8 protein-coding genes are annotated in these 12,904 nt (G+C 55.4%); 4 read left to right on the top strand and 4 right to left on the bottom strand.

The window, feature by feature from the left end; genetic code table 11:
* Positions 1–56 precede the first annotated feature (56 nt).
* Together AC1MDC_RS27970 and AC1MDC_RS27965 are read right to left on the bottom strand one after the other, a co-directional pair.
* Complete coding sequence (locus tag AC1MDC_RS27970) at positions 57–974, bottom strand: hydroxymethylglutaryl-CoA lyase (protein WP_480394142.1); 918 nt, start codon at positions 972–974, stop codon at positions 57–59.
* Positions 975–976: 2 nt separating this feature from the next.
* On the bottom strand, positions 977–2,263 hold the full coding sequence (locus AC1MDC_RS27965) for a hydroxymethylglutaryl-CoA reductase, degradative (RefSeq protein ID WP_480394141.1): 1,287 nt from the start codon (positions 2,261–2,263) through the stop codon (positions 977–979).
* Between the two features lie 133 nt (positions 2,264–2,396).
* Between AC1MDC_RS27965 and AC1MDC_RS27960 the strand changes: the two genes are divergently transcribed.
* The 4 genes from AC1MDC_RS27960 (at position 2,397) to AC1MDC_RS27945 (ending at position 9,243) form a co-directional block, all read left to right on the top strand.
* The gene (locus AC1MDC_RS27960; RefSeq protein WP_234205267.1) at positions 2,397–3,773 is read left to right on the top strand and encodes an aminotransferase-like domain-containing protein; all 1,377 of its coding nucleotides are present in this window, start codon (positions 2,397–2,399) and stop codon (positions 3,771–3,773) included.
* 703 nt (positions 3,774–4,476) lie between these two features.
* A complete protein-coding gene (locus AC1MDC_RS27955) occupies positions 4,477–5,094 on the top strand; it encodes a response regulator (protein ID WP_085702949.1) in 618 nt (205 codons plus the stop codon).
* A 10-nt stretch (positions 5,095–5,104) separates the two neighbouring features.
* Positions 5,105–8,299 (top strand): ATP-binding protein, encoded by a 3,195-nt coding sequence (locus AC1MDC_RS27950; RefSeq protein WP_480394140.1) that lies wholly within the window; start codon positions 5,105–5,107, stop codon positions 8,297–8,299.
* Between the two features lie 110 nt (positions 8,300–8,409).
* The gene (locus tag AC1MDC_RS27945) at positions 8,410–9,243 is read left to right on the top strand and encodes an EAL domain-containing protein (protein WP_480394139.1); all 834 of its coding nucleotides are present in this window, start codon (positions 8,410–8,412) and stop codon (positions 9,241–9,243) included.
* 47 nt (positions 9,244–9,290) lie between these two features.
* Here AC1MDC_RS27945 and AC1MDC_RS27940 read toward each other — a convergent pair whose 3' ends face one another.
* Entirely contained in the window at positions 9,291–10,274 is a 984-nt protein-coding gene (locus AC1MDC_RS27940) for a fimbrial protein (RefSeq protein ID WP_480394138.1), read from the bottom strand.
* The gene (locus tag AC1MDC_RS27935) at positions 10,271–12,715 is read right to left on the bottom strand and encodes a fimbria/pilus outer membrane usher protein (RefSeq protein WP_480394151.1); all 2,445 of its coding nucleotides are present in this window, start codon (positions 12,713–12,715) and stop codon (positions 10,271–10,273) included. The genes AC1MDC_RS27940 and AC1MDC_RS27935 overlap by 4 nt, the downstream gene beginning before the upstream one ends.
* Positions 12,716–12,904: the final 189 nt, after the last annotated feature.

Raw genomic sequence — 12,904 nt, 5'->3', positions numbered from 1 at the left:
TGTTGAGGCTGGTAAAACATGGCCGGCCGTGCCGCAAATGCCGGCCGTATACGGCTTCATGTCGCGGTTGGCCTGGTCAATGTCTGACAGGTGAGCATCGCCTTGGCCACGCGTGATCCACCGCTGCGCTGCAATTGGCGATCGATGAACACGCCCACTTCGATCAGTTGCTCAAGGTCGACACCGGTTTGTACGCCTTGGCGTTCCAGCAAATACACCAGTTCTTCGGTTGCCACATTTCCGGTCGCCCCTGGTGAATAAGGGCAGCCGCCCAGGCCGGATACTGAACTGTCGAACACCCGAACCCCAGCCTCCAGCGCAGCATGAACATTCGCCACAGCCATGCCGTATGTGTCGTGGAAATGTCCGGCCAGCGTAACGACCGGTATCTCTTTGGCACAGGCGGCTATCAACCGAGCGGTCGCTCGCGGCGTGCCGACGCCGATGGTGTCGCCGAGACTGATTTCATAACAGCCCATTTCATAAAGTGCCGCCGCCACCCGTACCACTTGGCTGACGCTGACATCGCCACTGAAGGGGCAACCATGTATACAAGACACATAGCCCCGCACCGCGACACCCGCCTTGCGGGCCTTGACCAGTACTGGGCGGAAGCGCGCCAGGCTTTGATCGATAGAGCAATTGATATTCCTCTGGGAAAACATTTCTGAAGCCGCGGCGAACACTGCTACCTCCTGGCAACCCACTGCCAGCGCTGCATCCAGGCCTTGCAGGTTGGGCACCAGGGCGCTGTATGTCACCCCAGGTCGCTGGCCGAGCCGGCGCAGCACCTGATCGGTGCCCGCCATTTGCGGCACCCAGCGCGCCGAGACAAAAGCACCAATCTCGAGGGTGCGCAAACCGGCCGCGACCAACCGTTCCACTAGCGCTACCCGTGTGTCCACAGGCAGGCTGCGGACTTCGTTCTGCAAACCATCACGTGGCCCGACTTCCACCAATCGCACGGCGTCCACGCTTACAACCCGCGCTTTTCAAGCAGCAAGGCCTTGGCGCGGTCGGCACGTACGTCGCGATTCTCGACCATGCACTTGACTAACCAATCGAGTTCCTCGCCACGAGCGCCCGCCGACAGCGCGACATTGCGTGCATGCAGCGCCATGTGCCCGCGCTGAATGCCTTCGGTGGACAACGCCCGAAGAGCGCCGAGGTTTTGCGCCAGGCCCACTGCAACTGCGATCTCGCCCAGTTCCTGGGCGGTTTTCACACCAAGAATGTGCAGCGACAATTGCGCCAGTGGATGGGTCTTGGTCGCTCCGCCCACCAGCCCCAACGGCATCGGCATTTCAAGGGTGCCGACCAGGTTCCCGGCGCTGTCCTTTTCCCAAGTGGTGAGCGAACCATAGTGACCGTTGCGGCAGGCGTAAGCATGGGCGCCTGCCTCTACGGCGCGCCAATCATTGCCGGTGGCAACTACCAGCGGATCGATGCCGTTCATGATGCCCTTGTTATGCGTCGCTGCACGGTATGGGTCGATGACCGCAAAGGTGTAGGCATCGATGATGCCCTCGATGACTTCCTCACCGCTGTACTCGGCAGTCGCCAAGTGCTCCGGGGCGATACGCAGTTGCGCCCGGGCCAGGCGCAGGTCCGCCAGATTGGAGAGAATACGCAGGCGCACTTTACCGCCGGTCAGTGTCTCCATCAGCGGCGCCACCGCTTCGGCCATGGTGTTGACGGTGTTGGCTCCCATGGCATCGCGGACATCGACAATCAGGTGAACTACCAGCATCGGCCCGCGCGGACTGTCGGCAAAGGTGTGCACCTCGATGTCACGGCAACCGCCGCCCAAACTGATCAGTAATTGGTCCTTGCTGTTGGCCTGGGCGATGATCTGTTCCTTGTTACGCAATAAGCACAGGCGTGCATTTAACGGGTCACTGATACCGACGATCTGTACTTGCGCACGCATCAGGGGCGCACTGCTGGAAGTCTGGAATCCCCCGGCGTGCCGGGTCAGCTTGGCCATGAAAGACGCGGCAGCGACGACCGAGGGCTCTTCCACCACCAGCGGAATCACCACGTCGCGCCCGTTGATCTGGAAGTTACTGGCTACGGCGTAGGGCAACTCAAAAGTGCCGATCACGTTTTCGATCATGCCATCGGCAATCTCCAGCGGCAGAGCACCAGTGCCGCGAAGCAAGTCGCTGTCTTCGGCGCTGAGGCCCAACAGTTGCTGGAGGTATTCAAGACGCTGGTCGGGAGAAAGGCTGCGAAAGTTGGGCAAGCGGGAATCGATAGGCATCAAGGGCTCCTCTGGGAGTCGTTTGTTATTGGATAACGCCAAATTGCCCCATCTGTAGCCTTGAAAGAAGGTACAGTTTTCCCAGACAGTTCAGCGACTGTACCTATTACAAAAGTCCATAAGGAAATTTGCCATGGCGCGCCAGACCCTCGCGCAACAAGTAGCCGGAGCCATCGCCCAACAAATCACCGACGGCGCGTTGAAGGCCGGCGAAAAGTTGCCATCACTACGGGAATACATGCGCCTGCATGGTCATTCGAAAAACACCGTAATCACCGCCTACGAGCACTTATCCGCCGAGGGGCTGGTAGAAGCCCGCCACGGCCAGGGCTTTTTCGTGATCAAACGCCTGGCACACACGCTTGAAGAAGACGACAGCCTGCCTTACAACCGAGCGCTGGACACGATCTGGATGATGCGCCAGCAGTTCCTGCGCGACCCTGGACATTCGCCTCTGGGGGAGGGTTTCCCGCCGGTTGAATGGCTCATGGACATGCGTCTGGACAAATTTCATCGGCAGGTGGTGCGGGCCGGAGTCAACACCTTGTTCCGCTACGGCACGCGCCTGGGTAACGCTGGGCTGCGTGCACGGCTTGTGCAAAAGCTGGCGGACTACAACATTCCGGTTTCCCCCCGGCAACTGGTCACCACCCTGGGGGCCAACCATGCCATGGACCTGATCATCCGCCGCTACATCAATCCGGGGGACGCGGTATTGGTCGAAGACCCCGGTTACTATCCGCTGTTCGGCAAATTGCAACTTCAGGGCGCGATGATGCTAGGTGTACCTCGTGAGCCCGACGGACCGAATCTGGAGGTGCTGGAACAGTTGCTCAAGGCCAATCGACCCAAACTGTTCTTCCTTCAGTCCATCGGCCATAACCCCACGGGCTCAGACCTGTCACCGGCCAAGGCGCATCAGTTGCTACGGATCGCCGAGACTTACGACCTGCTGCTGGTGGAAAACGACTCCATGGCTGACTTCAAGCCCAGTTCAGCGATCAAGCTATCGGCCCTCGACCAACTCAACCGAACGTTGTACCTGGGCAGTTTTTCCAAATCAGTGTCGGCCGCGCTGCGGGTGGGGTTTATCGCCGGTAGCAAACAGCGGGTAGAAGAATTGGCCGATATCAAGATGATCCTGCACAACAGCGGCGCCGAGTACAGTGAGCGGACCATCGACGTGATCCTCAGCGAAGGCCAGTTCCTGCGGCACTTGTCGCGCTTGCAGGATCGTCTGCGCCAGGCGACTGCTCGCGGCCTTGCGCTACTTGACGAACTGGGCGCCGAGGTTTTTTGCCGTCCCGAACAAAGTCTGTATCTGTGGGCACGTTTTCCGCATATTGAGGACGCCAATGTCCTGACCCGGCTCTGCCTGGCCCAAGGAGTGATGCTGGCGCCCGGGGCGATTTTTTCGACCCAACCCAAAAAGGTAGTGCCCTGGACCCGTCTAAACGTGGCATACCTTGATGACCCGGAGTTCTGCAAGATCATTCGGGAATTGGGCTGACCGGAGACTAATCGAATGTGCTGTTGACTCCGTTACTTAACGCTCTGGGAGAGCAGCATGCCTTTAGGAGTCTGTCTTTCGGAAAATCCGACTGAAGCTGAGTGATAAGAATCTTGACTGTATATGGCTATAGCTTCCATCGAGCACGAGAGCTGCGGCCTTGCTTTTGAACTCAGCGACAAAGGAACGACGCCAAACGCTCTGAAGCGTGAAGACCTGAAGTGAAGGGAAAGTTCGATTGACATTGAGTGCCGCAGTTCGAAGGTTACGGGCTGCGAGCGGACTTAAGACCTCGCAAATCTTCGCTCCTAACGGGTAGTTGCAATGTACGTAGTGGTGCCAGTGAACGCTTTGTGGCCGCTTACGTGTCACGACGACTGTCTCTTGAGTTCTCTGCATCGCTGCGTCTACAAAAAATAGCAAAAGCCTATGTAGCGGGTTGAGGATTGGGCACAAGAAATATCTTGTCTTGAGCCGGGTATATTCTCGAAATGCATGGTGCTCCACAGGCGTGCATGTGTTGGTTCAAATCCGAAGATATCATTAAGACCAGGCGTGGCTGATTTGTACCGTTTTCGGAAAGCGAGAAAAACGGACCGGCCGAGCTAGCCAGTTACACACATATTTGATGAAAATATTGCTTATGAGCCCCGCATTTTCATCAGATGTTCAGAGGGCACGTCCTAAAAATTATGGTGACGACATGAGCAAAAAAGTCCTGATCGTTGATGATCATCCGTTGATTTGCCACGCGATCCGCTCAGCTTTGGCCCCGATCGGATTCGAGTCAGTGGGGGAGACTGCCGACGGCGTAGATGCCATACGCATGATCGAGTCGCTGACGCCGGACATTGTCATATTGGATATAGGTCTGGAAAAGCTTGATGGCTTGACCGTACTCAAACGCATCAGGCGGGATAAGCTGGATACCAGGGTGCTGGTGTTTACTTCCCAAGCAAAGGAGAACTACGCGTCACGCTGCCTGCAAGCCGGGGCCAGTGGCTTCGTCAGTAAAAACGAACCTATAAGCAAGCTGGTCAAGGCCATCGAGACTATTGCCGATGGGTACATTTTTTTTCCGAAAGACGCCATGCCTCTGCTTGGCAGTGTCGATGCGACGGCGGATCTCGAAGATCTTACCGACAGGGAATTACAGATTTTCAAGTTGCTGGCCGAGGGTCTTTCCAATAGTGATATCGCCAGCCGTCTTAGCTTGAGCAATAAAACCGTCAGTGGGCATAAGGTCAATATCCAAAGCAAACTTGGTGTTGCATCGGTAGTCGAGCTGGCAGACATTGCCCGCCGGCATCACCTCATTTGATCACCCAGCGATGAAAATCATCCTGCAAACCCTGTCGTTTGTACTTTTTTTGATATTCAGCTACGGCAGTCCGTCGTACGCCCGAGACCTGAGCCCAATCGCCCGACAACCTCTTGAGGATCTTAAAGTCCAGCTTTCTCAGGAGGAAAGACAGTGGCTTGCGCAGAAAGGACTATTGGTGGTCGGCGTTTTTGAAGATCCGCTGCCGCCTTATCGCATCTTCGAAGAAGATCAGAATTTCGAAGGCCTGATGGCCGATTATTTGGTGGCGCTGCAACGAGAGCTGGGTGTGCCAGTTCATCTGCGCTCTTTTGAAACGCGTGCTGCCATGTATGGCGCCTTGCTTGACGGCACCATCGACATGGTCAGCAACGTCACTCGGTTGATGGCGAAGAATCAAGGCATGAGTCTCAGCTCACCTTACGTCGTTACAGAGCTGGCGCTATTTTCCGAGGCCGGGGATTTGCATGAATATAGTGCTGACGATGGTCAGACGCGGATTGCAGTCGCCAACGGCAAGATGCTGGAACTGTTCCAGAGTGTAGGAGGGCGCGGACAGTTTCAACATTACCCATCTGCATTGTTGGCGATGTCGTCGGTTCTAACAGGGGAGAACCAGGTTTTTCTCGGGGATACGCTGTCCACTCATTACCTCTCGAGCCAAATATTCAGCAGCCAATTGGTGGTCAACCAGAGCGCGAAGCTGTCGGAAGTGGACGTCGGTTTCGGATTAAAACCGGGGAACGATATGCTGCAAGGCATACTTGATCGAGCACTGGGCGGACTTACCCGCTGCGAGATCATCAAGGCCCAGCATCTCTGGGGAGATACTGACGATTGCAACTTCAGCGAGTTTCGCGATCAGCTCTCCATGGCTGAGCGTGAATGGCTGGATCGCTCTTCAGCTGTGCATCTGGTTGTCAGCGAGGATCTTGCCCCCTACGCATTTTTCAACAGCCGCGGGCGCTTCAATGGTATCGCGTCGGACGTGCTGGACATTATCCGGCGCAAAGCCGGGATTCGTTTCACTATCCATCGTGTCAGTTCGATCAGCGAGGCTGCGGCTCAACTGGGGCATGGGGCTACGATTCTAAGTGTTCTACCCGAATCATCTGCGGATTCGTCCCGATTTCTTCATACTCGTCCGCTGACTTTTGCACCCTATCTATTCGTAGAGAGGCAAGAGGATGCGTCGGCAAACCTGGACTCGCAAAGCCAGGTTATCGTTGCAGTTGCCAAAGGCTATGCTGACCTGAGTATGCTCGGCAGCCAATACCCGAACCTGGTTTTCAAACAGACTGACACCATAGGTGAGGCCTTTAAACTGGTACGTGACGGTGACGCCGACAGAGTTCTGGCTCCGGCGCACGTAGCGCGTTACTACCTCTCCTACAAATATGAAAACAGCTTGAGGGTTGGAGGTGTCGTCAATGGATCCGGGGCACGAATCGTATTTGCGGCACCTCGGGATCAAGCGCTTTTCATCTCTATCCTTAATAAGGCGATGCTGGATATCACGCCTAGAAAGAACCTGCAGATCATCGGTCGATGGCGCGCCAACTCTGCGACAGATGACCGATATTGGGAGGGGCTGAGGTCGAGTTTCTGGCGCTCTCTCGGGGTTCTGACGGGGCTGCTGCTTGTAGCAGGCCTGCTGATTTTTGCCCAGCGTCGGCGCATTCTGCGCAAGCGGCAGGATCTGCAACAGCGTCAGTTGCTGCTCGATGAATTGCAAATCGCCAAAGAGTCTGCAGATCGGGCCAGTCGAGCCAAAACGGTGTTTCTTGCGACCATGAGCCATGAAATCCGTACGCCGCTCAATGCCATCATCGGCATGCTGGAACTGGTACTGACACGCAAGAGCAATATCGATCTAAATCAGCAGTCAGTGCACATTGCCTATGAATCGGCAATCGGTTTGCTTGCCCTGATCGGCGACATTCTTGATATATCGCGGATCGAATCGGGCAAACTCACCCTGACGCCCGAGCCGGCCCGTATGAAAGACGTGCTGGAGTCGGTAGGCAATGTTTTCTCCGGACTTGCAAGGCAAAAGCGGTTGAACCTGACACTCAACCTTGACTCGCTTGCCGCAGAGCAAGTGTGGATGGATGCAGTTAAGGTCAAACAGATCGTTTCAAATCTGCTGAGTAACGCGATTAAGTTTACCGAACGCGGAAATGTCGATCTTTCTTGCTCGGTGCACGCGGTTGGAGACTCCATCTTGAGTTTTCAGATCGCCGTCAGTGACACCGGGACGGGTATACCACCGTCTCATCTGGATCAAGTTTTGAAGCCGTTCTACCTGGTCGATGGTGTGACCAGCGATTCCAATTCCGGAGCTGGGTTGGGGCTGGCAATCAGTCAGGCGCTCTGCCAATTGATGCAGAGCACTCTGCAAGTGCAAAGCGAACTGGGCAATGGTACTCGCATGAGCTTTTCGCTCGATCTGAACAGGGTGGTTGATTCTGCCGCAACGCACGAGGAGGGCAAAGGGGCTGCGCGGAACACTGAAGAGCTGTTTACGGTCCTGATTGTCGAGGATCACCTGCCGAGTCAATATTTGCTCGTCCAACAGATAAGCTATTTGGGGCATCGTCCGCTTACCGCGAACAACGGCCTGGAAGGGCTTGCGGTATGGAGCGAGCATGATGTCGACATCGTGATTACTGACTGCAACATGCCGGAAATGGACGGTCTCGAGATGGCCCGCGCCATACGCCGGATGGAGCAGGGCAAAGGAATCAAACCGTGCCTGATCATCGGTCTCACCGCCGATGCGCAGCGGTCAGTGCAGCAGGCCTGCACCGACGCCGGAATGGACCATACGCTAGCCAAGCCGACGAACCTGGCAGTACTCAACCAAATGATTCCCAAATTTGGAAACGATCAATCACCCGTGCCGGACGGGACATCCTGGACCCAGGATATTCGTACCAGGATGGCCGAGGAGGTTTGCAGGAGCAATCAGAGGGAAAGTATTGCGCTGCGTGAGGCGCTGGATAGCGGAGACACATTCGCGATTCAAAACATCGCGCATAAGCTGAAAGGTACGGCTTATCTGCTCAATCATCAGGTACTTCTGGAGCGCTGTGTCGAGATGGAAGAACTCTCGGCGGGAGCACTCACTCAGGAACTGCTCGAAGCAGGGCAGATGCTTCTCGAATCTCTCGAGAGCATCAGTCTGTCGCTACAACCCCATTGAGGTGAGCTGAGGAACAGATTTGTCTTGGTAGAATTCAAGACGCGTCTTAGAGGACGTGGGCGATGACTCGCATACCCTTTGCGAATGATTTGAGCCAGGTTCTCTTGCACATGTTCACAGTATTCTCCCCTCCAAGACCTACCCATGACGAAGCACGTCGTACGGTTGCTCCCGATGCAGACGAGATCCGCAGAGGATTGCTAAAAGGGGAATTCCGGGCGTTTGTACAGCCGAAATTCGATATTGTCAGCAACGCCGTTCTTTCAGTGGAAGTCCTTGCGCGCTGGCAGCATCCCGAATGCGGGATGCTGACGCCCGCGGCGTTCATCTCGACGATGGCTCGCGAAGACCTGCTCGACGACTTGTTATTCGCGCTGCTGGATCAAGGTCTGGCCGCTCAGGTCGAGTTGCGTAACCAGGGCCAGGTATTGGGTTTTGCTTTCAATCTCAGCCTTAATCAGTTGGCGAACGAAACGTGGGTCAGTGCTTTGATCGCACGCTTGCAGCAACATCCGGTGTCGTTGTCGCTAGTGACTTTCGAGATTACGGAGGACGGCCCGGCAATCGCGAGCGCACGCTGCGTGCAGAACATCCTCCGCCTTCGTCAGATCGGGGTTCGGTTGTCACTCGATGATTACGGTACGGGGCACTCCTCGTTGTATCGTCTGTGCCAACTGCCGTTCGACGAAATCAAGCTGGCCGGCGAGTTTACGCGGGAAGTTCTTCGTTCCTCGCAGCATCAAAGCGTCGTCCGCGCCACTGTCCTGTTGGCGCGTGAGCTGGGTATGCGGCTGGTTGTTGAAGGCATTGAAACGCAAGAACAGCGTTTGTGCCTTGCGCAGATGGGGGTAAGGATCGGACAGGGATATCTTTGCGCCCGTCCGATGCCGGTTGAATGCCTGTCCGGCTGGCTTTCGTCATCGAGCCGTGACTTTGCGGCCTGAGCAACACCGGTTGAGCGATCGGTGCCCGACCTGTACACATCACCCAATCAGTTGTAGTCGAGGATGTAATTCAAAACCGCATCGGCTCTGCCGGGTTTTATCTTGGCGCTGCCTTTGCGCGCATATTTTGCATTGAACTCAAACGTATAGCGCTCGCCATCTTCTTCACTTTTTACCCATTGCATAGCTAACCCAGCCCATTTACTAAACGGAAGTTTCACCCCCGCTGGGGTGGTTAGGGCGACACCAATGCCTTCTGCTCCTCCGGGGGTCAAGTTGAGCATTCCGGCGCCTTCGTTATTACCTTCAAAGTATATTTTCACGGGAAGATTCGATCCTGGAAGAAGGCCAGTGCACAGTACGCTCAAGCCGACAGTACGAGGCGTCTGCTGTTCTAGAAGCGGAATAGCTACTTTGCCAAGGGGAATGTCCTGACGTTTTTCACCGGTGCATCCCGAGAAATAGTTACTGGAAATCAGCTCAACCTGCCCAATGACCTCTATTTCTGCCGCATCCCAATCTTCAACTTGCGCGTGTATCTTAAAGTTTACGTTGAGATTGCCTTTCTGGATGTCACGGGCTGTACGTATAAGTTCTACATGCAAAGGCTCTGGAAGCCGACCGATCATTCTTGGAGCATTGGTATAACTATTTTCAAAAGGTATAGCTTTGTTCAATCTAAAATCTACGAGCCGAATTCCAACCCCGGATAGATTAGTACGATAGACATCGTCGTATCCATCCTCCAAAGGAGCGTCTACTTTATAGCTATAGTGAATGGTATTTACTTTCGTGGGACACTTGAAGTCGATGTTGGTGCTCAAAGACTGCAAGGAGAATGATTGATAATTCATGCGTTGACCAATAGGCGCGAGATACAGCGTTTTAGGCGTCATTACTAAACTGAAATACATCTTTCTCTGATTGACCGTTTGTGGCGACCACCAGCACCCCGCTGTGTTATCAGCAGAGGCGGCACTGCTGGCTGCAATAAATAACAATGTCACAACACTATGTAATGCAAATTTCAACTTTTCACTCCTTGATCAGACTGCAGACCGCAGGTCACATTCATCTGGTCGTAAGTCAACGCAATGTTTTGGGGGGGGAGTCGATAGGGGGCCGAACAGATACCGTCAGCCCACTTTACTTTCAGCCAGCCTTCGTTTTTGATGCCGAAGACCAGCGCACGGGACTGGTTGTCGACCACGGCCAGTAATTTGCCGCCTTCGTCTTCTACCTGGGCGCCAAACGGCAGTTTTTTCCCGTCATGGAGGACAAGGTCGATCTGCACGCGCCGTCCGGACGACGCATCAAAATGCGCCTTGACCACGGCCCCACGGCGCGGCACGACGCGGGCTGAGGTTTCGGTGACCTCAACGTCAGTGCCCAGAGTCTGGGTGTCCAGGTCAAGATCGTTGTAGCGATAGGGCTGAACGTAACTCTCGATGGCGTATCCGGCACTGTCTGTATGCGACGCGGCACCGTTGATACTGGCGCCCTTGACTCCCGGCACCTCCACCAGCGCAAAGGTTTCTCCCACCGGCTGGCCAAAGGTGACGCCGCCGCTGTGAGCAACGACCGCCCCCGATGCAGACAGATCCATATGGCGTGCAGAGCCGGACATGCCGTAGTTGCCGGCAACCTTGGCCATTGGCGCATCCCACCCAATACCGATACTGCGTGAACGTTGATCGCCGTAGGCGTCGGCCTGGGCGGAGTACGAGAGCCGACCGTTATCGTCGAGATACCCCGAAACCCCGGTCTGAAGGCTGTCGTCGCTTTTGCCCGAGCGGGTGAAATTGCTGTACACGCGCTGCGACCGAGAGCGCGATCCAAAAGGAAAGCTCACCGACAGAGCGAGCTGATTGTCTGATTCATGCGAACGCCCCCCATCCTGCGTGTGCGAGGCGGTGATGCTGTAAGTGACTTCACCGACGTTGCCGCTGTAACCCAATTGCAGGCGTCGTGTGCTGCCGGCGCGATTCCAGTAACTGGTCTCTCCCGCGCTGACAAACACTGAACCGTGACCTCCGATGTTCTGATTGATGTTCAGGTCCAGTCGACTCTTGGGGCGACTGCTGATGAAGTTCTGCTGGTCAACTTCGCTCATCTCCTGGATATGCTCGCTAAGCGTGCGATAACCCGAAGTGGAGTAGCGGTAGCCCACCATGGTGAAGGTCGTATTGGTGCTGTTAAGTGTCTTTGAATAGAGAAAACGTACACTCTGGCCGGTACTCGCCTCGCCGTGAGCCGGTTGCGACAGACTATTTGTGATGTCCAGGGACATCCCGCCCAGGCCGGTGTTGAGGCCAAGACCAAAGTTGAAAGCGTTGTAATCCTCGGCGGCGAGCAAGCCTCCGTAGGTTGTCAGGTTGTCGGTGGCGCCATAGACCGCCGTGCCCTGCATCAAGTGAGGCGACTTCATTCCTTCGTTGTTGTATTTGCCCAGTGACAGGCTGTACTGAAACGTACCTCGCCTCACCATGACCGGCAGATAGGAATAGGCTTGCGTATACTTTCGCTCGCGTCCATCGGACTCGATGATCGTCACCTCAAGGTCACCGTTGGAGCCACCCGGATAGATGTCGTGAATCTCGAAGGCGCCAGGTGACACCGTCGTGGAATAGATGACGTAGCCGTTCTGGCGTACTTCAACAGTGGCATGCGTCTCGGCAATGCCGCGTACAACGGGCGCGTAACCCGATTCGTCATCGGGCAGCATGCCGATGTCCGAACCGAGTTGAATCCCACGAAAACGACTGCTGTCGAAGATGTCGCCATTGGTATAGAGCTGTCCGACTGCAAAGCGGCTCTTGAGTGAGGTAACGTCGTGCTCCAGATAGGTGCGGTTGCTGGAAAAGGTGCGTGATGCTCCAGTGCTCTGACTGAACGACGAATCGTTACGCAGGCGCCATTGACCGATGTTGAACCCGTTGCGCAAACCCAAGTAGCCGTAATCGTTTTTGAAACCGCCACCATTGTTGCGATTGAAGTTCAGTTGGTAGTTACTGAAGGCGGCGGTAATTCCCTCGTCCCACAGAGACGGATCGACGTAGCCACGTGAGCGGCGCTTGATGTAAGCCTGCGGTACGCTGATGTAGAGAGCCAGTTGGGAGACATCCATCTCCACCGTCGCCCCCTCGATACGCAGCACATTGACCGATTCGTCGTCCGTAATGTGCTCGGAAACAATGCCTTCTTTCTGCAGCCGCTCAACGTCCACGCCCATTTCGCGCAGCATGCCGAATTTCAGGATCGGCCGTGCATCAGCATTGGGCGTGTCTTCGTCGACAATAAAGGAAATATCCTGGCGTCGTTCCAGGCGTTGGTTCAGATATACGTCGACACTGTAGTCACCCGGTACGACACCATTGGATTGTTCGAAGAACCGCAAGTCGACCTTGGCTCCCTTGTCCTTGAGGAACATCGGGTTGAATTGTGTGGCGGATGCCGCCGAGGCACTTAACATGCTCGCGGCGGCCAGGCAGGAGAGATACTTGCCTGAGCGTTTTTGGGCGCGCTTCTTCCGAGACTTCCTGTTGTACTTTCTGATTCGCATGGAATAAGGCCAAACTTCCGTCAAAACACTACTTCCTGTGCACGAGGAGTCCTGGGATGCATATCCCAAGGCGTGCGCGGATGAAACGAGGGTGAAGCG

This window comes from Pseudomonas sp. 1, assembly GCF_056626735.1.
The sequence above is the reverse complement of the archived record's forward strand: the minus strand, read 5'-3'. Positions and strand labels throughout refer to the sequence as shown.